The organism is Pseudomonas sp. AL 58, from assembly GCF_036348395.1.
GTDB lineage: Bacteria > Pseudomonadota > Gammaproteobacteria > Pseudomonadales > Pseudomonadaceae > Aquipseudomonas > Aquipseudomonas defluvii.
In genome coordinates, this window is sequence record NZ_JAZBQR010000027.1 from 31,277 (window position 1) to 57,018 (window position 25,742).

The following is a 25,742-nucleotide window of genomic DNA, read 5'->3' on the forward strand; positions in this document are numbered from 1 at the left end:
CTTAGTTCTGCTTGGCCATTGCCTCGCGCAGCAGGGCAGCCATGGTGGTGTCACCAGTGACTTCTGGAGCGGTTTTCAGGCTCTGGATCGCTTCGCGCTCTTCTGCATCGTCTTTCGACTTGATGGACAGGTTGATTACGCGGCTCTTACGGTCGACGCTGATGATCTTAGCTTCGATCTCTTCGCCTTCTTTCAGGACGTTACGCGCGTCTTCAACGCGGTCACGGCTGATTTCGGAGGCTTTCAGAGTAGCTTCGATGTCGTCAGCCAGGGTAACTACAGCGCCCTTGGCGTCAACTTCTTTCACGATACCTTTGACGATAGCGCCCTTGTCGTTGACAGCAACGTAGTTGGAGAACGGATCGTCTTCCAGCTGCTTGATGCCCAGGGAGATGCGCTCGCGCTCTGGGTCAACCGACAGAATGACGGTTTCCAGCTCGTCGCCCTTCTTGAAGCGACGTACGGCTTCTTCGCCGACTTCGTTCCAGGAGATGTCCGACAGGTGAACCAGACCGTCGATGCCGCCGTCCAGACCAATGAAGATACCGAAATCGGTGATCGACTTGATGGTGCCGGAGATCTTGTCGCCCTTGTTGAACTGGCCAGAGAAGTCTTCCCATGGGTTGGACTTGCACTGTTTGATGCCCAGGGAGATACGACGACGCTCTTCGTCGATGTCCAGAACCATAACTTCCACTTCGTCGCCAACTTGAACGACTTTCGATGGGTGGATGTTCTTGTTGGTCCAGTCCATTTCGGAAACGTGTACCAGGCCTTCCACGCCTTCTTCCAGCTCTGCGAAGCAGCCGTAGTCGGTCAGGTTGGTGACGCGCGCCATGACGCGGGTGCTCTCTGGGTAACGTGCCTTGATAGCAACCCATGGGTCTTCGCCCAGTTGCTTCAGGCCCAGGGATACGCGGTTACGCTCGCGATCGTACTTCAGAACCTTGACATCGATCTCGTCGCCAACGTTGACGATTTCCGATGGGTGCTTGATACGCTTCCAAGCCATGTCGGTGATGTGCAGCAGGCCATCGACGCCGCCCAGATCAACGAATGCACCGTAGTCGGTGAGGTTCTTGACGATACCTTTGACTTGTTGGCCTTCCTGCAGCGATTCCAGCAGAGCTTCGCGCTCGGCGCTGTTTTCGGCTTCCAGGACGCTGCGACGGGAAACGACAACGTTGTTGCGCTTCTGGTCCAGCTTGATGACCTTGAATTCCAGCTCTTTGCCTTCCAGGTGGGTGGTGTCGCGCACTGGGCGGACATCAACCAGGGAACCTGGCAGGAAGGCGCGGATGCCGTTGACGTCAACAGTGAAGCCGCCTTTGACTTTACCGTTGATAACGCCCTTGACCACTTCTTCGGCGGCGAAAGCTGCTTCCAGAACAATCCAGCACTCGGCGCGCTTGGCTTTTTCACGGGACAGTTTGGTTTCGCCAAAGCCGTCTTCGACCGCGTCCAGCGCAACGTGAACTTCGTCACCGACCTTGATGGTCAGCTCGCCAGCTTCGTTGTAGAACTGCTCGAGCGGGATGACGCCCTCGGATTTCAGACCGGCGTGGACAGTAACCCAGTCACCGTCGATATCAACAACGATACCGGTGATGATCGCACCTGGTTGAAGGTTGAGGGTTTTCAGGCTTTCTTCAAAAAGTTCTGCAAAGCTTTCGCTCATTTTAATTCCTGTAGATTAGGGCGAAACAGACGCCCAGCAACCACACTCCAGACAATGTGGGTTTCGTTCATAGTAAGGGCAGCCTGCAGGACGTTGACTGGTGGACCTGCAAACCTCCCTGATCACCCGGCGATGTCGCGCAGTGCGACTTCACTCATGATGCGTTCCAACACCTGCTCGATGGACAATTCCGTGGAATCCAGCTGAATTGCGTCGGGCGCCGGCTTGAGCGGGGCCACTGCGCGCTGGGTGTCGCGCTCATCGCGCGCACGTATCTCATCTAGCAGACTCGACAGACTAACATCATCGCCCTTGGCCTTCAACTGCAAGTAGCGTCGACGCGCACGCTCCTCGGCACTGGCCGTCAGGAAAATCTTCAGCGGGGCATCGGGAAACACCACGGTGCCCATGTCACGACCATCAGCGACCAGGCCCGGCGATTCCTGAAATGCACGCTGGCGCTGCAACAATGCATCCCGTACGGCCGGCAGCGAGGCCACCTTGGAGGCATTCGCCCCCACGGTCTCGTTGCGAATGACATCGCTGACGTCGTCGCCTTCCAGAATAATACGCTGCGGCTGGCCATCGCTGGCAGCGATGAATTGCACATCCAGATGAGCGGCCAGCGCCTTGAGCAGTTCTTCGTTGGTCAGGTCGACACCGTGGTTGCCAGCAGCATAGGCCAGCAAACGGTAAAGCGCGCCCGAGTCGAGCAGGTTCCAGCCCAGGCGCTTGGAGAGCAGCCCGGCTACGGTGCCCTTGCCGGATCCGCTAGGCCCGTCGATGGCGATGACTGGTGCTTGCTGGTTCACGACTTGCCCTCTTCAGCAACACGGATGCCGACTTCGGCACACAGCGCCAGGAAGTTCGGGAACGACGTGGCGACGTTGGCACAATCATGGATGCGAATCGGCGCATTTGCACGCAGCGAGGCAACACTGAAGGCCATGGCGATACGGTGGTCACCGTGCCCATGAACTTCACCACCGCCGATAGGGCCGCCATCGATGATGATGCCATCCGGGGTCGGCTCACATTTCACGCCCAGGGTCAGCAGGCCATCAGCCATGACCTGGATGCGATCGGATTCCTTGACCCGCAACTCTTCGGCGCCACGCAGTACGGTACGGCCTTCGGCACAGGCAGCCGCCACGAACAATACCGGGAATTCGTCGATGGCCAGCGGCACCAGCGCCTCAGGAATTTCGATGCCCTTGAGCTTGGCGCCACGCACGCGCAGGTCTGCCACAGGCTCGCCGCCGACTTCGCGCTGGTTTTCCAGGGTGATGTCGCCGCCCATCAAACGCAGGATGTCGATGACACCGGTGCGGGTCGGGTTGATGCCAACGTGTTCAAGCAGCAACTCGGAGCCTTCGGCAATCGACGCTGCCACCAGGAAGAACGCCGCCGAGGAGATGTCGGCAGGCACTTCGATCGACGTGGCAGTGAGCTTGTGGCCGGACTCCAGCGATGCGGTCGCCCCTTCAACCGTGACCGGGTAGCCGAAGCCACGCAGCATGCGCTCGGTATGGTCGCGGGTCGGTGCAGGCTCGGTAACGGTGGTTTTGCCTTCGGCATACAGGCCCGCCAGCAGCAGGCAGGATTTCACCTGGGCACTGGCCATTGGCAGGGTGTAGTTCAGCGCCTTGAGCGTGTGACCACCACGGATGGTCATCGGCGGACGACCTTCAGCAGCGGTCTCAATGACCGCACCCATTTCGCGCAGCGGGTTGGCCACACGGTTCATCGGACGCTTGGACAGCGAGGCATCGCCGGTCAGTACGGTATCGAAGCTTTGCGCGGCCAGCAGGCCGGACAGCAGGCGCATCGAAGTACCGGAGTTACCCAGGTAGATCGGCCCAGGTGGCGGCTTCAGGCCATTGAGGCCAACGCCATGGATGGTCACGCGGCCGTGATGCGGGCCCTCGATCACCACACCCATGTCACGGAAGGCCTGCAGGGTAGCCAGCGCATCTTCGCCCTCAAGGAAACCTTCCACCTCGGTGGTGCCTTCGGCCAGCGAGCCGAGCATGATCGAGCGGTGGGAAATCGATTTGTCGCCTGGTACGCGAATACGGCCGGACAGGCGACCACCAGGATTTGCCAGGAAAATCAGATCGTTGGAGTTCATAGCGTCCACATAGGCCCGGCGGGCCAGGATTTTACTGAAATGCTCGCGAGCTACCCGAGCGCGGGTGAACACACCCAGCAGCTGGTGCCCGTCCCCTGCATCGACCGCATCGCGCAAGGCGTCGAGGTCGCTGCGAAATGTATCCAGTGTGCGCAGAACAGCTTCGCGGTTGGCGAGGAAAATGTCGTGCCACATGACCGGGTCGCTTCCGGCGATTCTCGTGAAATCGCGAAAGCCACCCGCAGCGTAACGGAAGATATCCAGGTTTTCGTTGCGTTTTGCCAACGAGTCGACCAGACCAAAGGCCAACAGGTGCGGCAGATGACTGGTTGCCGCGAGCACCTCGTCGTGGCGCTCGACCTGCATGTGCTCGACGTCGGCACCCAGCGCACGCCAGAGGCGATCAACCAGCGCCAGGGCGGCGGGATCGGTCTCGGCAAGCGGGGTCAGAATGACTTTGTGTCGACGAAACAGCTCGGCATTGGAGGCTTCCACGCCGCTTTGCTCGGAGCCGGCAATCGGATGCCCTGGCACGAAGTTCGGCAGGCGTGAGCCAAAGGCCTCGCGCGCTGCGCGCACAACATTGCCCTTGGCGCTACCGACATCTGTCAGTACCGCCTGCCCCAGTTCGAGCTGCGCGAGTTTGGCCAGGAGCTTTTCCATGGCCAGAATCGGTACGGCCAATTGAATGACATCGGCACCGACACAGGCCTTGGCCAGGTCGTCTTCGCAGCGATCGACTACACCCAGCTCAACCGCCAGCTTGCGCGACTGCGGGTCGAGATCGACCCCGACCACTTCACGACACAGGCCGCTTTCGCGCAGGCCCTTGGCGAAGGACCCACCGATCAGGCCCAGGCCGACAACGACCAGGCGCGCAATAATGGGCTCAGCCTTTTCTACTGTCACGTCAACCACAAACCGGCACCCTGTTCAGAACATCACGCATGGCTATACCTCAGAGTACGGCTTTCGGATAGGAGCCCAGTACTTTCAGGGCCACCGCCTCCTGGCTGATCTTCTCCAGCACGGCCTTGATCAGCGGATCGCGGTGGTGCCCGACGAAGTCGATGAAGAAGACGTAGGTCCATTTGCCGCTGCGCGACGGACGGGTTTCGATGCGGGTTAGGTCGATACCGTTCTCGTGGAACGGCACCAGCAGTTCATGCAGCGCACCCGGCTTGTTGCTCATCGAGACGATGATCGAGGTCTTGTCGTCGCCCGTCGGCGGGACTTCCTGGTTACCGATCATCAAGAAGCGCGTGGAGTTGTCCGGGCGGTCTTCGATTTTTTCCGCCAGACGGGTCAGGCCATAGAGCCCAGCCGCCATGTCACCGGCAATCGCCGCGGAGTTCCATTCGCCCTTGACCCGCTTGGCCGCCTCGGCGTTGCTCGATACAGCAACGCGCTCGACGTTCGGGTAGTGCGCATCCAGCCACTTGCGGCACTGGGCCAGCGACTGGGCATGGGAGTAGATACGGCTGATGCTGTCGGTCTTGGTGTTCTCGCCCACCAGCAGGTGGTGGTGAATACGCAGCTCGACTTCACCACAGATCACCATGTCGTGCTCGAGGAAGCTGTCCAGGGTGTGGTTGACCGCACCCTCGGTGGAGTTTTCCACCGGCACGACACCGAAGTTCACGGCACCGGCTGCAACCTCGCGGAACACCTCGTCGATTGCCGCCATTGGCTTGCTGATCACGGCATGGCCAAAGTGCTTCAGGGCCGCCGCCTGGGTGAAGGTGCCCTCTGGGCCGAGGTAAGCCACTTTCAGCGGCTGCTCCAGGGCCAGGCAGGAGGACATGATTTCGCGGAACAAACGCGCCATTTCCTCGTTGCCCAGCGGCCCCGGGTTGCGTTCCATGACCCGCTTGAGCACTTGTGCTTCACGCTCGGGACGATAGAACACCGGGGTTTCGCCTTCGCTCAGGGACGCCATCTTGACCCGTGCAACTTCCTGGGCGCAACGCGCGCGGTCGCTGATCAGCTCGAGGATTTTCTCGTCGAGGCTGTCAATGCGCACGCGCAGCGCCTTGAGCTCCTGTTCGGACATCAGGCGTGTTCCTTCTCGAATTCAGCCATGTAGGCCACCAGTGCCTCGATCGCTTCAAGGCCCAGAGCGTTGTAGATCGACGCACGCATGCCGCCTACCGAGCGATGGCCCTTGAGGTTGAGCAGGCCACGGGCATCAGCACCGGCCAGGAAGGCTTTGTCCAAACGCTCGTCCGCCAGGCGGAACGGTACGTTCATCCAGGAACGGGCGTTGTGCGCAATCGGGTTGGTGTAGAACGCGCTGCTGTCGATGAAGCCGTACAGGCGGTCTTTCTTCGCCCGGTTACGACGCTCCATGGCCTCGACGCCGCCCTGCTCCTTGAGCCATTCGAAGACCAGCCCGGAGAGGTACCAGGAGTAGGTCGCCGGGGTGTTGTACATCGAGCCGTTGTCGGCTGCGACCTTGTAGTCGAGCATGGTCGGGCAGCTGCTGCGGGCATGGCCCAGCAGGTCTTCACGAACGATGACCACCACCAGACCGCTCGGGCCGATGTTTTTCTGCGCACCGGCATAGATCATGCCGAACTGCGAGACGTCGATCGGGCGCGAAAGGATGTCCGAAGACATGTCGACCACCAGCGGCACGTCACCGGTTTGCGGAACCCAGTCGAACTGCAGGCCGCCGATGGTTTCGTTGGAGGCGTAGTGCAGGTAGGCGGCGTCCTTGGTCAGGTTCCACTCGTTCTGCCCAGGAATGGCCAGGTAATCGTATGGCTTGGCGCTGGCGGCAACATTGACGTGACCGAAGCGGCGCGCTTCTTCAATCGCCTTCTTCGACCAGATGCCGGTTTCCACGTAGTCCGCAGTGCCACCCTCGGGCAGCAGGTTCAGTGGAATTTCAGCGAATTGCTGACTGGCACCGCCCTGCAGGAACAGGACCTTGTAGTTGGAGGGAACAGAGAGCAGATCACGCAGATCCTGCTCGGCTTTCTCGGCGATGGCCACGTAGTCGTCGCTACGGTGGCTCATTTCCATGACCGACAGGCCTTTGCCATGCCAGTCCAGCATCTCGGCCTGGGCACGCTGCAGCACAGCATCAGGAAGCGCAGCAGGGCCTGCGCAGAAGTTAAAGGCTCGTTTGCTCACATCCACTCTCGCTCTGCTCTTGATGTCTGCGGGATTCGCTGCGAGGCCGATTACCAGCCCCGCAGGCCCTCCCACATAAAATCCGCGTTTACACTATTCCTGCGGCGCTTCTTCTGCGTCCGCGTCAGCGCCAGCATCAACGTCGGTATCAACGTCTGCATCTGCATCGACGGCGGTGTCGGCTTCACCTTCGAAACCTTCCTCGTCACCTTCCTCTTCGGAAGGCTCCTGCACGCGCTCAAGGCCCACCAGGGTCTCGTCGCTCGCCAGTTTGATCAAGGTTACGCCCTGGGTATTACGACCCAGGCTGGACACTTCGCTGACACGGGTGCGCACCAAGGTGCCCTGGTCGGAAATCAGCATGATTTCCTCACCGTCCTGCACCTGAACTGCACCGACCAGGCGGCCGTTACGCTCGTTGCTGACCATGGCGATTACACCCTGGCCACCGCGCTTGTACTCTGGGAACTCGGTGATCGCCGTACGCTTGCCGTAGCCACGCTCGGACGCGGTGAGGATCTGGCTGCCCTCCTCCGGAATGATCATCGAGATCAGTTTCTGACCTTCGCCCAGACGCATGCCGCGCACACCGCGCGCGGTACGGCCCATGGCACGTACGTCGGACTCTTTGAAGCGTGTCACCTTGCCCGCGTCGGAGAACAGCATGACCTCACGCTCGCCATCGGTAATGGCAGCGGAAATCAGGATATCGCCCTCGTCCAGCTCCAGCGCGATCAGGCCAACGCTGCGCTGACGGCTGAACTGCTCCAGCGGGGTCTTCTTCACGGTACCGTTGGCGGTCGCCATGAAGATGAAGTGGCCTTCGGTGTATTCCTCGACCGGCAGCATGGTGGTGATGTGCTCACCCTCATCCAGCGGCAGCAGGTTGACCAGCGGACGACCGCGGGCGGCACGCGAGGCCTCAGGGATTTCGTAGGTTTTCAGCCAGTACACCTTGCCCTTGCTGGAGAACAGCAGCAGCGTGGTGTGGCTGTTGGCAACCAGCAGGTGCGAGATGTAGTCCTCGTCCTTGACGCCGGTCGCCGACTTGCCTTTGCCGCCGCGACGCTGGGCCTGGTAGGCCGCCAGCGGCTGGGTCTTGGCGTAGCCGCCATGGGAGATGGTCACAACCCGGTCTTCTTCCGGAATCATGTCACCCAGGGTCAGGTCGAGGCGCGCGTCGAGAATTTCGGTGCGGCGCACGTCGCCGTATTCGGCACGGATCAGTTCCAGCTCTTCGCGGATCACTTCCATCAGGCGCTCGGCACTGTTGAGGATGCGGATCAGCTCGCCGATCTGGTTGAGAATCTCCTGGTACTCGGCCAGCAGCTTCTCGTGCTCCAGGCCTGTCAGGCGGTGCAGACGCAGGTCAAGGATCGCCTGAGCCTGTTCAGGCGACAGGAAGTACTTGCCGTCGCGCAGGCCATATTGCTCGTCGAGGGTTTCCGGACGGCAGGAATCGGCGCCAGCGCGCTCGACCATGACCTGCACGGCACTGGACTCCCAAGGGGTGCTGATCAGCGCTTCCTTGGCCTCGGACGGGGTTGGCGATGCCTTGATCAAGGCGATGACCGGGTCGATGTTGGACAGGGCAACCGCCTGGCCTTCAAGGATATGGCCACGTTCACGCGCCTTGCGCAGCTCGAACACGGTACGACGGGTAACCACTTCGCGGCGGTGACGGACGAACGCCTCGAGCAGGTCCTTGAGGTTCAGAACCTTTGGCTGGCCGTCGATCAGCGCGACAACGTTGATGCCGAACACGCTTTGCAGCTGGGTCTGGGCATAGAGGTTGTTGAGAATGACCTCAGGCACCTCGCCACGACGCAGCTCGATCACGATACGCATACCGTCCTTGTCGGACTCGTCACGCAGCTCGGTGATACCTTCGAGTTTCTTTTCCTTGACCAGCTCGGCGATCTTTTCGATCAACCGTGCCTTGTTCAGCTGATACGGCAGCTCGGTGACCACGATCTGCTGACGACCACCGACCTTGTCGATGTCTTCGACGGTGGAGCGGGCGCGCATGTAGATGCGGCCACGGCCCGTGCGGTAGGCCTCGATGATGCCGGCACGGCCGTTGATGATGGCCGCGGTCGGGAAGTCCGGACCCGGGATGAACTGCATCAGTTCATCGACCGTGATGTCCGCGTTATCGATCAGCGCCAGGCAACCGTCGATGACTTCGCCCAGGTTGTGCGGCGGAATGTTGGTCGCCATGCCCACGGCGATACCGCTGGAGCCGTTGACCAGCAGGTTCGGGATACGGGTCGGCATGACCGCCGGGATCTGCTCGGTGCCGTCGTAGTTGGGCACCCAGTCGACGGTTTCCTTGTGCAGGTCGGCCAGCAGCTCGTGGGCCAGCTTGGTCATGCGCACTTCGGTGTAACGCATCGCCGCTGCGTTGTCGCCGTCGACCGAACCGAAGTTGCCCTGGCCGTCGACCAGCAGGTAGCGCAGGGAGAAAGGCTGAGCCATACGTACGATGGTGTCGTAGACCGCCGTGTCACCGTGAGGGTGATACTTACCGATCACGTCACCGACCACACGGGCAGATTTCTTGTACGGTTTGTTCCAGTCGTTACCCAGCTCGCTCATCGCAAACAGAACACGACGATGCACGGGCTTCAAGCCATCACGCGCATCGGGCAGTGCTCGCCCGACAATGACGCTCATCGCGTAGTCGAGGTAGGACTGTCTCAGTTCGTCTTCGATATTGACCGGGAGGATTTCTTTGGCCAGTTCGCCCATGAGAAGCCTGATTCCTTTTTCTGGTGAAACTCCGTCACATCCATGATCGGACGAACGAAGCTCGCCGCCGCAAAGCTGCTGCCCTGCAACGACTTACGACAAATCAACGAGTTAAGCCATGGATCTGCGCAGTAAAGACAGCCAAATTGAGCGGTCTTGGAAACCGTCGGATGTTACCACAGTCGCCGAGAGCTTGGGAGTACGGCAAAGCGTCGCCGGTGCAGGCACCCTAGCACCCGCGACGATAAAGGCCGCCAAGGGCCACTCAGTCAATGCAGGCGCTTGCGGCACATCAATTGGGCCATTTTCGCGGTATCCGGGCGCTCGACGATGCCTTTCTCGGTGACGATGGCGTCGATAAGGTCCGCCGGGGTCACGTCGAATACCGGGTTGAAGGCATCGACATCGGCACCGACACGCTGCCCGCCGACGTCCAGCAACTCACTGCCGGCACGCTCTTCGATCGGGATGTCATCGCCACTGGCCAGGCTCATGTCGATGGTCGAGCTCGGCGCCACCACCATGAAACGCACACCATGGTGCATGGCGTTGACCGCCAGTTGGTAGGTACCGATCTTGTTCGCCACGTCGCCATTGGCAGTGATGCGGTCTGCCCCGACGATGACCCAGGTAATGCCCTTGGTTTTCATGAGGTGAGCCGCCGCCGAATCGGCATTCAGGGTCACCGGAATGCCTTCGTTGGCCAGTTCCCAGGCCGTCAGCCGCGAGCCTTGCAACCAGGGCCGGGTTTCATCGGCGTAGACGCGCTCGATCATGCCCTCCAGCCAGGCACCGCGAATCACCCCCAGCGCAGTACCAAAACCACCCGTTGCCAGCGCACCCGTGTTGCAGTGGGTGAGTACCGCCTGCTCGCTGCCCTGATGCTTGCGGATCAGCTCGACACCCAGCTGAGCCATGGTCAGGTTGGCCTCGCGGTCACTTTCGTGAATCGCGATGGCCTCAGCCTCCATGAGCGCGAGCGGGTCATCGGTGCTCTTCAGGCGTTCCAGGCGCTCGCGCATGCGGTTCAGCGCCCAAAACAGGTTGACTGCGGTTGGCCGCGACTCGGCCAGAACAGTGAAATCTTCTTCCAGCGCCGCTTTCCAGTCGCCACCGACGGCCAGGCGCTGACGCACCGCCAAAACGATGCCATAGGCAGCGCTGATGCCAATTGCAGGTGCGCCACGCACCACCATGGAACGAATCGCCTCGGCCACACCGTGCGCATCGGTATACGCCAGCCAGGTTTCCTCCGCTGGCAGGATGCGCTGGTCGAGCAGGTACAAGGCACCGTCTCGCCAATCGATGGCCTTTACCTTCTCTGCAGCCAACAGTCGATCGCGCATGCCTCACCCCACCATTCAGACATCAAAAGCGAATGATTATAACGATCCCCAGGCGCGGGCGCTCGGGTATACTTCGCCCTTACTCCTTTAGCCCTTGGATTTTCTGCCATGCCCAAGCTTGCCACCCCCCTCGACCTGTTGCTCCTGCCAACCTGGCTGGTGCCCGTCGAACCGGCCGGGGTGGTGTTCAAGGACTACGGCCTGGGCATCCGTGACGGCAAGATCGCCTTCGTGGGCCCACGCGAAGACGCCCTGCGCCACGGCGCCGGGGAGATCCGCGAGTTGCCAGGCTGCCTGCTCAGCCCCGGCCTGATCAACGCACACGGCCACGCGGCAATGACCCTGTTCCGTGGCCTGGCCGACGACCTGCCGTTGATGACCTGGCTCGAAAAGCACATCTGGCCGGCCGAGAGCCGCTGGGTCGACGAAGCCTTCGTGCGCGACGGTACCGACCTGGCTATCGCCGAGCAGCTCAAGGGCGGCATCACCTGCTTCTCGGACATGTACTTTTTCCCGAAGATTGCCAGCGAGCGCGTACACGAGAGCGGCATTCGCGCCCAGATCGCCATTCCCCTGCTGGACTTCCCGATTCCTGGCGCACGCAGCACCGATGAAGCGCTGCACCAGGGCGTCGAGCTGTTCGGCGACCTGCGCCACCATCCCCGCATTACCGTGGCCTTCGGCCCGCACGCGCCTTACACGGTGAGCGACGAGAACCTGGAGAAAATCCGGGTGATCGCCGAGGAACTGGACGCGCCGATTCACATGCATATCCAGGAAACCGCCTTTGAGGTCCAGCAGTCGCTGGAGCAGCGCGGCGAGCGCCCTCTGGCACGCCTGGCCCGCCTCGGCCTGCTTGGCCCGCGCCTGCAGGCGGTACACATGACCCAGGTCAGCGACGAAGACCTGGCGCTGCTGGTAGAAAGCAACACCAACGTTGTCCACTGCCCGGAATCGAACCTGAAACTGGCCAGCGGCTTCTGCCCGGTCGAGCGCCTGTGGCAAGCCGGCGTCAACGTCGCCGTGGGAACCGACGGCGCGGCCAGCAACAACGATCTCGACCTGCTCGGCGAAACCCGCACTGCGGCCCTGTTGGCCAAGGCAGTGGCTGGCTCGGCCACCGCACTGGACGCACACCGCGCCCTGCGCATGGCGACCCTCAATGGCGCACGCGCACTGGGCCTTGATGCGATTACCGGCTCACTGGAGCTGGGCAAGGCCGCCGACCTGACTGCCTTCGACCTTTCGGGCCTGGCTCAGCAGCCGGTCTACGATCCGGTTTCGCAACTGATCTACGCCTGCGGCCGTGACTGCGTGAAGCATGTCTGGGTCAACGGCAAGCAACTGCTGGACGAGCGGCGCCTGACGCGCCTGGACGAACAGGCCCTGAGCAGCGCAGCCCGCGCCTGGGGCCAGCGCATTGGCGGCCATCACGAATAACCCGTCGCCAGCCCCGCTGCCGACCCGTAACGTATTATTGAAGCTTCAGAGGACTGTTCCATGAGCAACGTCGACCACGCTGAAATCGCCAAATTCGAAGCCCTCGCCCACCGCTGGTGGGACCGCGAAAGCGAGTTCAAACCGCTGCACGACATCAACCCGCTACGGGTCAACTGGATTGACGAGCGCGTCAAGCTGGCCGGCAAGAAGGTGCTCGACGTTGGCTGCGGCGGCGGCATTCTCAGCGAATCCATGGCCCAGCGCGGCGCGACCGTCACCGGTATCGACATGGGTGAGGCACCGCTGGCCGTCGCCCAACTGCACCAGCTGGAATCGGGCGTAAACGTTGAGTACCGGCAGATCACCGCCGAAGCTCTGGCCGAGGAAATGCCAGGCCAGTTTGACGTGGTCACCTGCCTGGAGATGCTGGAGCACGTCCCTGACCCGTCCTCGGTGATTCGCGCCTGCTACCGCATGGTCAAACCGGGCGGCCAGGTATTTTTCTCGACCATCAACCGCAACCCCAAGGCGTACCTGTTTGCGATCATTGGTGCCGAGTACATCATGAAGTTGCTGCCGCGTGGCACCCATGACTTCAAGAAGTTCATCCGCCCCTCGGAACTGGGCGCCTGGAGCCGTGAAGCCGGCCTGAGCGTCAAGGACATCATCGGCCTGACCTACAACCCGCTGACCAAGCATTACAAGCTGGCGGCCGATGTCGACGTCAACTACATGATTCAAACCCTGCGCGAGGAATGAGCATGCGTTTGCGAGCCGTACTTTTCGACATGGATGGCACCTTGCTGGATACGGCGCCGGACTTCGTCGCCATCTGCCAGGCCATGCTGGCCGACCGCGGCCTGCCCCCTGTAGACGAACAGAGAGTTCGTGACGTGATTTCCGGTGGTGCCCGGGCCATGGTCTCGGCAACCTTCGCACTGGACCCAGCCGACGCGGCGTTCGAAGCACTGCGCCTGGAGTTCCTTGAGCGCTACCAGGCCAACTGCGCGGTCCACAGCTGCCTGTTCGACGGCATGGCCGAATTGCTGGCCGACATCGAAAAAGGCAACTTGCTGTGGGGTGTGGTCACCAACAAGCCCGTGCGCTTCGCCGAGCCGATCATGCAACAGCTCGGCCTGGCCGAGCGTTCGGCGCTGCTGATCTGCCCGGACCATGTAAAGAACAGCAAGCCCGATCCAGAGCCACTGATCCTGGCCTGCAAAACCCTGAATCTGGACCCGGCCAGCGTGCTGTTTGTGGGCGACGACCTGCGTGACATCGAGTCGGGGCGCGATGCCGGCACCCGCACCGCTGCCGTGCGCTATGGCTATATCCACCCCGAAGACAACCCGAACAACTGGGGTGCGGACGTGGTGGTCGACCATCCACTGGAACTGCGCAAGGTGATCGACAGCGCACTCTGCGGCTGCTGATAGCGACTATTTAGAGGTAAACACCATGTTCGACTACTCCGCCCGCCCCGACCTGCTCAAAGACCGGGTCATCCTTGTCACTGGCGCTGGTCGCGGCATCGGCGCAGCCGCCGCCAAGAGCTTCGCTGCCCACGGTGCAACGGTGCTGCTGCTGGGCAAGACCGAAGCCAACCTGACCCAGGTCTATGACGAAATCGAAGCGGCCGGGCATCCACAACCGGTGGTCATTCCGTTCAACCTGGAAACGGCGCTGCCACACCAGTACGACGAACTGGCGGTGATGATCGAGAATGAGTTCGGTCGGCTCGACGGCCTGCTGCACAACGCCTCGATCATTGGCCCACGGACACCGATTGAACAGCTGTCTGGCGACAACTTCATGCGGGTGATGCATATCAACGTGAACGCCACGTTCATGCTGACCAGCACCCTGCTGCCACTGTTGAAGCTGTCGGAGGACGCTTCGGTGATCTTCACCTCCAGCAGTGTTGGCCGCAAAGGCCGCGCCTACTGGGGCGCCTATGGCGTGTCGAAGTTCGCCACCGAGGGCCTGATGCAAACCCTGGCAGATGAGCTGGAGGGCGTTGCCCCTGTGCGCGCCAACAGTGTCAACCCAGGCGCAACCCGCACCAGCATGCGCGCCCAGGCCTACCCGGGCGAAAACCCCGAAAGCAATCCGCTGCCGGCCGATATCATGCCGGTGTATCTGTACCTGATGGGCCCGGACAGCGCCGGCATCAACGGCCAGGCGTTCGACGCGCAGTAAGCTTCAGCCTTGCACCAGAGCCATCCGTTCGCGGGGGCTCTGGCGCTCATGCGACACTTCCATTTGCATGCAGCGCTCAAGGAACAGGTACATGTATTCGTAACTCTTGCAGATGGCCTGCCGCAGCTCGGCCTGCAAGGCCTTGGACGGGTTATTGCCAGCCAGCGTGCAGATGATCTCCAGCGCCTCCCATGGGTGCGCATCGTCATACTGAGCGTGCAGATTCAGCCACTTCATGGCGCGCTTGCGCTGCGCTTCCGGAAACGCCTCGGCATAGGCACCGGTAGAACAGACCAAGGCCGACCACTCGCCGGTAGCCCCTTCAATGGCATAGTTGGTCGCTGCAATCGCGATGATCAGCTGGTCTGCCGAGCTGGTGTGCCAGCACCAGTGGCTCAACGCCTGCAGCTCTGTCGGCACCTGCTGCGCCTGCAGGTCGTCGAGGCTGACGCCATGGGCATGGCACCAGTTCAGCCAATAATCGGCATGATTGAGTTCGACGCGAATGTTGCGCATCAGCCAGCGGCGCGCCAGGTCCTCACCGGGATGGCGGGCAAAGCGGGTCTTGGTCAGGTTCTGTGCCATGTACAGGGCGAACTGTTCAACCACCGGCCAGCCACCAATCAGGTACTGACGCATCGTTCGAGCCCCCAAGCGGTTATCTCGCATGCGCTGGTAAAGCTCGTGCTCGACCACCTTTCGCTTACTTTCGCTGCAGGCTTCAATCAACTGTTGGGCCCAGAGCGGGTAACTGGCGGGATCCATCAACGGACCGATTCGAACAAATGCATCATTCACTGTCAGCTCCTTTTCCTTGTGATTGTTAATGTTCAGCGAAACGTTCCTGGCGCCTTCATCATCTGAGCGCGCTCCGGCGCACGTTTGCGCTGCAGGCTGTCGCACGAAAACACCGCCGGACGCTCGATGAGGTACCCCTGTGCGTAGTCCACGCCAATTTCCCGCAAGGCCTGTTCAATCAGCGGGGTTTCGACGAACTCGGCGATCGTGCGTTTGCCCATGACATGGCCAATGTGGTTGATCACTTCGACCATCGCCCGATTAATCGGGTCATCCAGCATGTCCTTGACGAAACTTCCGTCGATCTTAAGGAAGTCTACTGGCAAATGTTTCAAATAGGCGAACGACGACATGCCTGCGCAGAAGTCATCAAGCGAGAACCTGCAGCCCAACCCCTTCAAGTCGTTGATGAAACGAATGGCGCTACCCAGGTTGGCAATGGCACTGGTTTCAGTGATTTCAAAGCAGACCAGCTGCGGTGGAATCGAAAACTCGCTGAACATGCGGTGCAGGTATTCAAGGAAGTTGTCGTCGCCGATACTGCTCCCGGACAGGTTGATCGCGCACATGGCCAACGGCCCTTGGCGCGGCCTGTCCAGGGCTTCGCGAATCACCTGAAACACGTTGCGCACGACCCAACGGTCCAGCGCGGTCATCAACCCGTATCGTTCGGCGGCCGGGATAAAGCTGTCAGGCAGGATGGTGCGCCCACTCTCATCGTGCAGCCGCAGAAGAATCTCAAGGTGCCCACCGGCATTGCCAGGCTCACCCAGTGCAGCAATTTCCTGGGAGTAAAGGCAAAAGCGGTTTTCTTCCAATGCGACGTGCAAACGCTGAATCCAGGCCATTTCACCAACGCGCATGGACAACTCGGTGTCGTCGGCATGGTAGACCTGAACGCGGTTACGCCCCTTCTCCTTGGCCATATAACACGCCATGTCCGCGGCCCGCAACGACGCTTCCAGGGTAGCCGGAGGCTGGCTGAGGGGAACCAGGCCAATACTGACCGTGGTCATGAACGGGCGCCCTTTCCAGACAAAATGCAGGCTCTGCACTGTCTGACGAAGGTTTTCGGCAATGCGCTCGGCCTGTTCCGGCGGGCAGTTTTCCAGCAGGATGCCGAACTCATCCCCCCCGAGACGCGCCAAGGTATCCCCTTCACGCAACCCACCCTGAAGCAAGGCACAAATGTGCCGCAGCAACTCATCACCCGCCGCATGGCCAGAGGTGTCGTTGACCAGTTTGAACTGATCCAGGTCCAGGAACAGCAATGAATGGCGCGCCGTACTTCGGCTCAGGCCCGCGAGCGCCTGCTCCAGGCGGAACTCGAATTCCCGGCGGTTGGCCAACCCTGTCAGGGCGTCATGGGTGGCCTGCCAGGACAGGTTGGCAATGTATTGGCGCTCCTGGGTCATGTCATGCAGCACCACTACAACGCCACTGATACGCCCTTCGTTGAGTATCGGCGCGCCCACCAGGGCGACGGAAACGGTGCTGCCATCGAGCCGCTGAATCAGCTTGGCATGCTCACCGCCTTCATGCAGGGTGCCGTTGAGAATGTGCTCAATCAGCGTCAGGCTGTCCTTCTCGGCATGCTCATCAAGCAGATTGAACAGTGCCGCCAAGGGCAAGCCCTGCGCCTGCTGGGCATCCCAGTGGGTCAACTGCTCGGCAGCCGGGTTCATGTAGGTAATACAGCCATCGACGTCGGTGGTTATCACACCATCGCCAATCGACGCCAGGGTGACTTGCGCACGCTCTTTTTCAACCTGCAGCGCACTGGCAAAGGCTTGGCGCTGAACCAGCAGCTTGTGCGAGCGCTTCCAGGCCAGGGCAATCAGGAACAATGCGGTCGCCACGTTGATGAACAGCAACAGGCGCAGGAGCACCCGCGAGCCTTCGCTCAAGGCATCGCTGAACGCCTTGGCGGCAGGCGCCACGCCCTCATTGATCGAGGCAATCCTGGCCTTCCAGTCGGCCACTTTCCTGGCCGAGGCCTTCCCACGCGCAAAGCCTTGGCGTATTTCCTGGGCAAGAGTGTCGAGTTGCTGAACGAAGCCGTCGCCGACGGCCCACAGTTGAATGGCCTTTTCCAGGTAACTGACATGACGAAAATTCAGGTACAACCAGATCACACTGGAGACGTCATCGGGGTGGTTGCCACCCTGCAACATGCCCTTGCGAGCCGCTGCGATGTCCGGTGTCGGCAAATCCAGTGCGGTGCGCAGCTCATGCCCCCCCATGGGCACGGCGATAGCCCGCTGGTACTTCTCGAACGCCGCCTGATCGCCACTGTCGGCATACAGCGTAAGGTAGTAGATGGCGTCCTTCTGGCCCTTGGACCAGAGGCTTTCGCCACCCACGTAACCACGCACAGCCGAGAGCGCGTAAAGGCTGATGCTTCCTAGCAACGCCTGAAACAGCACGACCGCGACAAATGGCCAAATGATGCCCAGCAACTTTGGCGCTTCGAGAGTCCGTTTTCCCTTCATGAGGTCCCTTGTTGCAGAGCCGTATGAGTCTAAACCTACAACAGACTAGGATATTTGCCACCAGGGCAAATGGCCTTTACCTCAAAATTCGCTTTTCCCGCTCAACTTTGTTGCAGATGCCCGTACAGTTTGGCGTATAAACCGCCATCAGCGATGAGCTGCTGATGGCAACCGTCCTCGGCAACATGCCCCCCATCGAACACCAGAACACGGTCTGCCTGCTTCACCGCCGACAGGCGGTGGGCGATGATCAAGGTCGTGCGGGCACTGAGAAAACGGGCCAGGGCCTGATGCAGGTTGTACTCGGTCGCCGCGTCCAGGGCAGACGTGGCTTCATCGAGGATAACCACCTTGGGCTCGGCCAGTACCATCCGGGCAATGGCCAGACGCTGACGCTGCCCACCGGACAGGCGTACCCCGGAGCGCCCTACCACGCTGTCCAGGCCCTGAGGCAGCGCAGCAATGGTGCCATCTAGCTGGGCAATGCCCAATGCCTGCCAGCATGCTTCGTCGGTGCAGTCGCGGCCCATGGTCAGGTTGGCGCGCACGGTGTCGTTGAACAGCGAGGGGTGCTGCAACACCACGGCCACCTGCTCACGCAGGGTTTCCAGGCCAATTTCCTGCAAGGTCGCGCCACCGAAGCGGATCGTCCCGGCCTGCGGTGTGTAGAGCCCCAGCAACAACTGCACCAGGGTGCTCTTGCCGCCACCGCTGGCACCGACTATCGCGACCTTTTCGCCGGGTGCGATCGACAGGTTGAGCTGGTCGAGCACCGGCTCCTCGCCGTAGGCGAAACGCAGGCCGCGCACGTCGATGCCAACCGTGTCACGGCCCTTGAACGGGTCGACGCCACCGGCAAACTGCGGTTCATCGTCACGCGCCAGCAGTTCATTGATGCGGGTCAGCGCACCGCCAGCGGCGTAGTAGGCGTATTGCAGGTTCAACAACTGCTCTACCGGCCCGATCATGAACCACAGGTAGCTGAACACGGCCAGCATCTGGCCAATGGAAAGGTCGGAGAACAGCACGGTGAGCATTGCCGCCGCGCGGAAAATATCGATACCAAACTGGAACAACAGGCCACTGGCACGCCCACTGGCGTCACTCTTCCACTGCGAGGCGACGGCATAGTTGCGAACCTCCTGGGCACGTACCCCCAGTCGCCCAAGGAAATAGCCCTGGCGGTTACCGGCTCGAATTTCCTGAATGGCATCCAGCGTTTCGGCCAGCGCCTGGGTAAACCGCGAGGTGCTGTCGTTCTCCAGTTTTTTCAGGTGCTTGACCCGCTTGCCCAATTGCACGGTGGCAAAAATCACCAACGGGTTGAACAGCAGGATCAACAGCGCCAACTGCCAATGCATCCAGATCAGGATGCCGGCCGTACCGGTCAAGGTCAGTACCGCTACCAGGAAGCGGCTGAGGGTTTCACCGACAAACTTGTCCAGGGTGTCGAGGTCGGTCACCAGGTGCGTCGTGACCGTTCCGCTGCCAAGGCTTTCGTACTCGCTCAGGGAGATGCGCTTGAGCCGCTCGATCAGGCGGATACGCAAGCGGTAGACGATGTCTTTGGCCAAACCGGCAAACAGCCTGGCCTGAACCACGTTGAATGCCAGCGCGAATACCCGCAGGCACAGGGTCACCAGAAGCATCAGGCCGATATAGCCAGCGGGCACGTGCCAAGCCTGCGGCAGAAACTGATTCATCCATTTCAGCGCGGCGTCGCCATGCCCCAGCAGCACTTCGTCGACGAGCAGCGGCAGCAGCAGCGGGATCGGCACACTGCACAGCGCCGCCAGCACGGCAACGCCATTGGCGATCCACAGGGCTTTTTTATGTTGCAGTGCCAGGCGACGAATTTCAGCCCAGCTCAGACGATCGCCATGACTTGCCGGTGAACCCGGCACCGGGTCGGGTGAGCCCGGCAGGTCAAGCATGAGCGGCACGCTCCAACCAACGACCGAGCAACGGCGCCAATGCGTCTTGAGGCTGGTAGCCGTTGGTCAGCAGCGCCAACTGGCCATTGCGCTCGGCCAGCAGGGTCGGGAAACCGGCAATACCCAAATCCTGCACCCAGACGAAATCGGCAGCCGTGGCCTGGCGTTGTTCGGCGCTGGTGAAGCGCTCGGAGAACACCGCACGCTCAAAGCCTGCCTGGGTAGCCAGTTCGACCAATTGCGGCGCACGGGTGACATCTTCGCTGCGCTCATAGAAGGCCTGCTGGATAAGCGTGAGCAGGCCCCAGGCGCGTTGCGGGTCAAGGCTGCGCGCGGTCACCAAGGCGCGGCACGCAGGTTCGGTGTCGTAGACGAAACCCTCGGGCATCGCCCCTTCAATGCGAAACGGCTGGCCAGTCGCTTCGTGCACCGCTTGCCAGTGCTCAAGGATGTAGCGTCGGGTAGACACATCAAGTGCGCTGCTACCGCTACGCAGGCCACCGACCACCAGATGGGTCGGCACCCCCGCCGCCTGCGCCTGGGCGATCAGGGCCTCAGCCACTGGTGCAAAACCCCAGCACCAGGAGCACATCGGGTCCATCACATAGAGCAGGCGAGCGGACATCATCAAACCTCGGCAGCTTTGCGGTAATTATGGCCAATCGGGTGCGGCTGGTTGCGGGCCTTGGCCAGTTCGATCTGCTTCTGCCGGTCGATGGCGCTGCGGCGCGTCTTCTCGCTCAGGCTGTCCCAGCAGTGCGGGCAGCTGATACCTGGCGAGTAGTGCTCCGAAGCACGGTCTTCCACGCTGATCGGCGTGCGGCAGGCGTGGCACTGGTCATAATCGCCTTCGCTCAGGTCATGACGAACGGTGACCCGGTTGTCGAAGACGAAGCACTCGCCCTCCCAGCGGCTCTCTTCCTGCGGTACTTCCTCAAGGTATTTGAGGATGCCACCCTTGAGATGATAGACCTCTTCGAACCCCTCGCCGAGCATGTAGCTGGAGGCTTTTTCACAGCGTATGCCGCCGGTGCAGAACATGGCGACTTTCTTGTGGCGGCTTGGGTCGAAGTTGGCCTTGATGTACTCGGGGAACTCACGGAAGGTCGTGGTTTTCGGGTCGATCGCCCCTTCAAAGGTGCCGATGGACACTTCGTAATCGTTACGGGTATCGATCAACAGCACTTCCGGGTCGCTGATCAGTGCGTTCCAGTCCTTGGGCTCGACGTAGGTACCGACCTTCTTGTTCGGGTCGACGCCCGGCACACCCAGGGTGACGATCTCTTTCTTCAGTTTGACCTTGGTGCGGTAGAACGGCTGTTCATCGCAGTAGGACTCTTTGTGGTCGATGTCTACCAGGCGCGTATCGCTGCGCAACCAGGCCAGCAGGCCATCGATGCCTTCACGGGTACCGGACACCGTACCGTTGATGCCTTCTTCAGCCAGCAACAGGGTGCCTTTGACGCCATTGGCGGTCATCGTTTCGAGCAGCGGTTCACGCAGCTCGACGTAATCTTCGAGGGTAACGAATTTGTACAGCGCCGCCACGACGATAGCTTGGGTCATGCCTTGATTCTCCAGGTGGCTGTCCTCGCAAAGGACGAACCGGGTGTCAAAAAAAACGCGCCGACGAGCGGCGCGTTGCACATTCTAACAAAAACCCGGCAGCAAAATCAGTGTTTGCTACCACCGGCACAGGTTGGCGAGGCCGGGGCTGCACCGACCTTCTCCCACTCCTGCGGCGTGTAGGTATGCAAGGCCAAGGCGTGGAACTGGCTCATCAACTCGCCCAGGGTGGCGTACACCTTCTGGTGGCGCTTGACGCTGTTCAACCCCTCGAACTGCTCACTGACCAAAATCGCCTTGTAGTGGGTTTCCTGGCCACGGCTGTGCATGTGGCTTTCGTCACGCACTTCAAGGTGCTGCGGGGCCAGGGCGGCCAGGCTTTGCTCAATTCGTTGCTGCATCGACATGACGGGCTCCGCTTACGGCTTCTTGGCCGGCGCGGCCTTGCCCGCGGACGGGTCCAGTTCGGTGGTCATGTCAGACAGCAGCTTGTTGACCACCGGTACTGCGCTTTCCAATTTCTGCTGGGTCAACTGAGCCGACTGCTGGGTGACCATCGGCATTTTTTCCAGGACTTTCTTGCCCAGTGGCGACTCGTAGAACTTCACCAGGTCTTTCAGCTCGCTTTCGCTGAAGGTGCTGGTGTAGAGCTTAACCATATCGGGCTTGAGCTTGTTCCAGCCGATCGCCTGGTCAAGGGCGGCATTGGCCTTGGCCTGGTAGCTGTCCAGCACAGCCTTTTTCGAAGCAGGTGCCTTGGTCTGTTCAAAGCGCTGGGCGAACATCTGCTGCACTTGCATGTAGACCGGGGTTCCGAGCTTGTCGGCGTGCGCCAGCTTAAGGAAGGCTTCGGCGCTGGCATTGTGGCTGGCAGTATCGGCAAGCACCTGGCCGCTGGCACAAACCAGTACAACTGCGGTGCAAAGGGCGCGAAGACGGGTCATCGGAAATCCTTAATTGTCGGAAGAGGTGGCACCTCAGAGTAGAGCATTCTGCGCCGACTCGGGCTGAGCGCTCAAGTGGATCGACACGTAAAGAAACCGCCGTGTCGAATCAGGACCTAAACTGCGGAATCAGACGACAAAGGAGTGACCGCAGCATGAGCCGTAACGAAACAGACAGCCTGGGAACGGTCGAAGTTCCGGATCAGGCCTACTGGGGCGCCCAGACGCAGCGCTCGCTGATCAACTTCGCAATTGGCAAGGAACGGATGCCGCTGGCTGTCCTGCACGCCCTGGCGCTGATCAAGAAGGCGGCCGCCCGGGTCAATGTGCGCAACGGCAACCTGCCAGCCGACGTTGCCCGGCTGATTGAGCAAGCCGCTGACGAGGTACTGGCCGGGCAACACGACGAGCAGTTTCCGCTGATGGTCTGGCAGACCGGTAGCGGCACCCAGAGCAACATGAACGTCAACGAGGTGATTGCCGGACGCGCCAACGAGCTCGCCGGCCAGGGCCGAGGGGGGAAAACCCCGGTCCACCCCAACGATCACGTCAACCGCTCGCAGAGCTCCAACGACTGCTTCCCCACCGCCATGCACATCGCCGCAGCACAGGCAGTACATGCGCGGCTACTGCCGGCGATCAGCGAACTGGCTGCGGGCCTGGCAGAACAGTCGGTGCGTCATCAGCACCTGGTCAAGACCGGGCGCACCCACATGATGGACGCCACACCGATTACCTTCGGCCAGGAACTGTCGGCTTATGTCGCCCAACTCGACTACGCACAACGGGCAATCCGCTCGACACTGCCGGCAGTCTACGAGCTGGCACAGGGCGGTACGGCAGTCGGTACCGGCCTGAACGCACCGAAAGGCTTTGCCGAAGCCATCGCCGCAGAGCTTGCGGCCTTGGCCGGGCTGCCCTTCGTCAGCGCACCGAACAAATTCGCCGCGCTGGCCGGGCATGAACCACTGACGCTCCTGGCCGGGGCGCTGAAAACCCTGGCGATCACCCTGATGAAACTGGCCAACGATTTGCGCTTGCTCAGCTCCGGCCCGCGCACCGGGCTGGCGGAAGTGCGGTTGCCGGCCAACGAGCCGGGCAGCTCGATCATGCCCGGCAAGGTCAACCCGACCCAATGCGAGGCGCTGTCGATGCTGGCCTGCCAGGTGCTGGGCAACGACGCCGCGATCGGCTTTGCCGCCAGCCAGGGGCACCTTCAGCTCAACGTGTTCAAGCCGGTGATCATCCATAACCTGCTGCAGTCGATCGAACTGCTGGCCGACGGCTGCCATAACTTCCAGCAGCACTGTATTGCCGGGCTTGAGCCGGATCCTCAGCAGATGGCCGACCACCTGGAACGTGGGCTGATGCTGGTGACGGCGCTGAACCCGCACATCGGCTACGACAAAGCCGCCGAGATTGCCAAAAAGGCCTATGCCGAAGGCAGTACCTTACGCGAGGCCGCACTGGCGCTGGGCTATGTCAGCGACCAGCAGTTCGACCAATGGGTACGTCCCGAACACATGCTCGATGCGGGCGACAACGGCTGAGTCAGCGTGCCAGGCGCACGCGCCTGGCACGCCAACCGGCAATCAGTGACGGCCCCAGCGCAATCAGCACCGAGCCAAGCACCACGATCACGGCACCGATGTACGCCAGGCCATTGATCTGCTCGGGTTGCACATAACCTGGCCAGAGCATGGCCGCCAAGGCAACACAGCCGAACGTCACCAGCGGGGTGATCGCCAGGGTCGCACTGACCCGCGATGCTTCCCAGTGGGCCAACGCTTCAGCAAAGGCACCGTAGGCAACCAGCGTGTTCAGGCAACAGGCCAACAGCAACCAGCCTTGCAGCGGGCTCAGTTGCAGCGCCTCCAGTGGGTGTGCCCATGGCGTCAGGATCAAGGCACAGATCAGGTAGATCACCATCATCACCTGTGGCGAGCTCCACACGGTGAGTAACTGCTTCTGGCCCAAGGCATAGAACGTCCACACCGCAGCGGCCAGCAGGATAATCAGAATGCCCTTGGTGTAGGTCCCCAAGGAGGTCAGCAGCTCGTCCAGGCGCTGATTGAAGAACAACCCGAAGCCCAGCAGCAGAATGACCAGGCCGATCCCCTGCCCCAGGCTGAAACGCTCCTTGAAAACCACAACGCTACTGATCAACAGCAGCACCGGCCCCATCTGGATCATCAGTTGCGCTGTGCCGGGGCTGAGTATGTTCAGACCGATCAGGTAGAGCACATAGTTGCCGACCAGCCCGCCCACGCAGAGCAACAGCAGAAAACGCCCGTTTCGCCCCAGGGCACGCACGGAGGGCAGACGCCGCGTGGCGCCAAGAAAGGCCAGCAGCAGGCCACCAGAAACCAGCAGGCGGAACCAGGTGACAGTGACCGGGTCCATCACCAGCAACACCTGCTTGAGCTTGATCGGAAGGATGCCCCAGAGCACGGCCGTCAACAACGCCAGGAACAGACCGTAGACCCAGCGTCCGGAAGAAATATGCATGACCGCCTCGAAAAACCCTGTGGTGGGGGGAGGCTTGATTCTACGGCGGTCACCGCAACTTACACAGTTACAGATATAGAAAAGAATTCAGCATCTCATTCCATGAAAGCCTGCAAGTGTTACGCGGGCTCTGTTGGAGCTGGCTTGCCTGCGATGGCGTCGGTGGGGTGTCCGTGAGTTCGCGGCGTCTGCATCGCGGGCAAGCCCGGCTCCTACAGGTTACGCGGGCTCTGTTGGAGCTGGCTTGCCTGCGATGGTGTCGGTGGGGTGTCAGTGAGTTCGCGGCGTTTGTATCGCGGGCAAGCCCGGCTCCTACAGGTTACGCGGGCTCTGTTGGAGCTGGCTTGCCTGCGATGGCGTCGCTGGGGTGTCAGTGGGTTCGCGCCGTTTGTATCGCGGGCAAGCCCGGCGCCTAAAGGCTGCGTGGGCTCTGTTGGAGCTGGCTTGCCTGCGATGGCGTCGGTGGGGTGCCAGTGGGTTCGCGGCGTTTGCATCGCGGGCAAGCCCGGCTCCTACAGGTTGCGCGGGCTCTGTTGGAGCTGGCTTGCCTGCGATGGCGTCGGTGGGGTGCCAGTGGGTTCGCGGTGGCTGCATCGCGGGCAAGCCCGGCTCCTACAGGTACGCGGGCGCTGTTGGGGCAGGCTTGCCTGCGATGGCATCGGTGGGGTGTCAGTGGGTTCGCGGTGTTTGCATCGCGGGCAAGCCCGGCTCCTACAAGTTACGTGGGGTCTGTTGGAGCCGGCTTGCCTGCGATGGTGTCGGTGGGGTGTCAGTGAGTTCGCGGCGTTTGTATCGCGGGCAAGCCCGGCTCCTACAG

Annotated in this window: 20 protein-coding genes; 5 read left to right on the forward strand and 15 right to left on the reverse strand. The window is 61.2% G+C overall.

Annotated elements, in window-relative coordinates; all coding sequences use genetic code 11:
- Nucleotide 1: 1 nt before the first annotated feature.
- The 7 genes from rpsA to mtnA form a co-directional block, all read right to left on the reverse strand.
- Nucleotides 2-1,678, reverse strand: a complete 1,677-nt coding sequence (gene rpsA / locus UIA24_RS21375) for a 30S ribosomal protein S1 (RefSeq protein WP_065760855.1) — start codon at nucleotides 1,676-1,678, stop codon at nucleotides 2-4.
- 122 nt (nucleotides 1,679-1,800) lie between these two features.
- Complete coding sequence (gene cmk, locus UIA24_RS21380; protein ID WP_102053763.1) at nucleotides 1,801-2,490, reverse strand: (d)CMP kinase; 690 nt, start codon at nucleotides 2,488-2,490, stop codon at nucleotides 1,801-1,803.
- The gene (locus UIA24_RS21385) at nucleotides 2,487-4,694 is read right to left on the reverse strand and encodes a bifunctional prephenate dehydrogenase/3-phosphoshikimate 1-carboxyvinyltransferase (protein WP_330523870.1); all 2,208 of its coding nucleotides are present in this window, start codon (nucleotides 4,692-4,694) and stop codon (nucleotides 2,487-2,489) included. Before UIA24_RS21385 ends, cmk begins: the two co-directional genes overlap by 4 nt.
- Before the next feature lie 73 nt (nucleotides 4,695-4,767).
- Nucleotides 4,768-5,862 (reverse strand): prephenate dehydratase, encoded by a 1,095-nt coding sequence (gene pheA / locus UIA24_RS21390; RefSeq protein WP_065760853.1) that lies wholly within the window; start codon nucleotides 5,860-5,862, stop codon nucleotides 4,768-4,770.
- Nucleotides 5,862-6,947, reverse strand: a complete 1,086-nt coding sequence (gene serC / locus UIA24_RS21395; RefSeq protein ID WP_102053764.1) for a 3-phosphoserine/phosphohydroxythreonine transaminase — start codon at nucleotides 6,945-6,947, stop codon at nucleotides 5,862-5,864. Before serC ends, pheA begins: the two co-directional genes overlap by 1 nt.
- A 93-nt stretch (nucleotides 6,948-7,040) precedes the next feature.
- Nucleotides 7,041-9,698: a DNA gyrase subunit A gene (gene gyrA, locus UIA24_RS21400; RefSeq protein WP_330523862.1), complete on the reverse strand. Its 2,658-nt coding sequence runs from the start codon at nucleotides 9,696-9,698 to the stop codon at nucleotides 7,041-7,043.
- 269 nt (nucleotides 9,699-9,967) lie between these two features.
- Nucleotides 9,968-11,044 carry an S-methyl-5-thioribose-1-phosphate isomerase gene (mtnA, locus tag UIA24_RS21405; protein WP_330523863.1) on the reverse strand — a complete coding sequence of 359 codons (1,077 nt, stop codon included), beginning with the start codon at nucleotides 11,042-11,044 and terminating at the stop codon, nucleotides 9,968-9,970.
- 108 nt (nucleotides 11,045-11,152) lie between these two features.
- Between mtnA and UIA24_RS21410 the strand changes: the two genes are divergently transcribed.
- Genes UIA24_RS21410 through UIA24_RS21425 form a run of 4 tightly spaced genes read left to right on the forward strand, consistent with a single transcriptional unit; the run spans nucleotide 11,153 to nucleotide 14,683 of the window.
- The gene (locus tag UIA24_RS21410; RefSeq protein WP_102053759.1) at nucleotides 11,153-12,484 is read left to right on the forward strand and encodes a TRZ/ATZ family hydrolase; all 1,332 of its coding nucleotides are present in this window, start codon (nucleotides 11,153-11,155) and stop codon (nucleotides 12,482-12,484) included.
- A 60-nt stretch (nucleotides 12,485-12,544) separates the two neighbouring features.
- A complete protein-coding gene (gene ubiG, locus UIA24_RS21415) occupies nucleotides 12,545-13,243 on the forward strand; it encodes a bifunctional 2-polyprenyl-6-hydroxyphenol methylase/3-demethylubiquinol 3-O-methyltransferase UbiG (RefSeq protein WP_065760849.1) in 699 nt (232 codons plus the stop codon).
- A gap of 2 nt (nucleotides 13,244-13,245) precedes the next feature.
- A complete protein-coding gene (gene mupP, locus UIA24_RS21420) occupies nucleotides 13,246-13,917 on the forward strand; it encodes an N-acetylmuramic acid 6-phosphate phosphatase MupP (RefSeq protein ID WP_065760848.1) in 672 nt (223 codons plus the stop codon).
- 25 nt (nucleotides 13,918-13,942) lie between these two features.
- Complete coding sequence (locus tag UIA24_RS21425) at nucleotides 13,943-14,683, forward strand: YciK family oxidoreductase (RefSeq protein ID WP_065760847.1); 741 nt, start codon at nucleotides 13,943-13,945, stop codon at nucleotides 14,681-14,683.
- A 3-nt stretch (nucleotides 14,684-14,686) separates the two neighbouring features.
- Here the strand turns inward: UIA24_RS21425 and UIA24_RS21430 are convergent, their stop codons facing one another.
- From UIA24_RS21430 to UIA24_RS21460, 7 genes are all read right to left on the reverse strand, one after another.
- Nucleotides 14,687-15,481 carry a TenA family transcriptional regulator gene (locus tag UIA24_RS21430; RefSeq protein WP_330523864.1) on the reverse strand — a complete coding sequence of 265 codons (795 nt, stop codon included), beginning with the start codon at nucleotides 15,479-15,481 and terminating at the stop codon, nucleotides 14,687-14,689.
- Between the two features lie 32 nt (nucleotides 15,482-15,513).
- Complete coding sequence (locus UIA24_RS21435; protein WP_102053756.1) at nucleotides 15,514-17,973, reverse strand: EAL domain-containing protein; 2,460 nt, start codon at nucleotides 17,971-17,973, stop codon at nucleotides 15,514-15,516.
- A 101-nt stretch (nucleotides 17,974-18,074) separates the two neighbouring features.
- Entirely contained in the window at nucleotides 18,075-19,907 is a 1,833-nt protein-coding gene (locus UIA24_RS21440; RefSeq protein WP_102053755.1) for an ABC transporter ATP-binding protein, read from the reverse strand.
- Nucleotides 19,900-20,532 carry a DsbA family protein gene (locus UIA24_RS21445; RefSeq protein WP_065760843.1) on the reverse strand — a complete coding sequence of 211 codons (633 nt, stop codon included), beginning with the start codon at nucleotides 20,530-20,532 and terminating at the stop codon, nucleotides 19,900-19,902. Before UIA24_RS21445 ends, UIA24_RS21440 begins: the two co-directional genes overlap by 8 nt.
- A gap of 2 nt (nucleotides 20,533-20,534) precedes the next feature.
- Entirely contained in the window at nucleotides 20,535-21,473 is a 939-nt protein-coding gene (trhO, locus tag UIA24_RS21450; protein ID WP_330523865.1) for an oxygen-dependent tRNA uridine(34) hydroxylase TrhO, read from the reverse strand.
- 107 nt (nucleotides 21,474-21,580) lie between these two features.
- A complete protein-coding gene (locus UIA24_RS21455; RefSeq protein ID WP_065760841.1) occupies nucleotides 21,581-21,880 on the reverse strand; it encodes a BolA family protein in 300 nt (99 codons plus the stop codon).
- Between the two features lie 12 nt (nucleotides 21,881-21,892).
- Nucleotides 21,893-22,417, reverse strand: a complete 525-nt coding sequence (locus tag UIA24_RS21460; RefSeq protein ID WP_065760840.1) for a DUF2059 domain-containing protein — start codon at nucleotides 22,415-22,417, stop codon at nucleotides 21,893-21,895.
- Between the two features lie 155 nt (nucleotides 22,418-22,572).
- On the opposite strand from UIA24_RS21460, the gene UIA24_RS21465 reads away from it, so the two are divergent.
- Entirely contained in the window at nucleotides 22,573-23,967 is a 1,395-nt protein-coding gene (locus UIA24_RS21465; protein WP_330523867.1) for a class II fumarate hydratase, read from the forward strand.
- Between the two features lies 1 nt (nucleotide 23,968).
- Here UIA24_RS21465 and UIA24_RS21470 read toward each other — a convergent pair whose 3' ends face one another.
- Nucleotides 23,969-24,925 (reverse strand): DMT family transporter, encoded by a 957-nt coding sequence (locus tag UIA24_RS21470; RefSeq protein WP_065760838.1) that lies wholly within the window; start codon nucleotides 24,923-24,925, stop codon nucleotides 23,969-23,971.
- Nucleotides 24,926-25,742 lie beyond the last annotated feature (817 nt).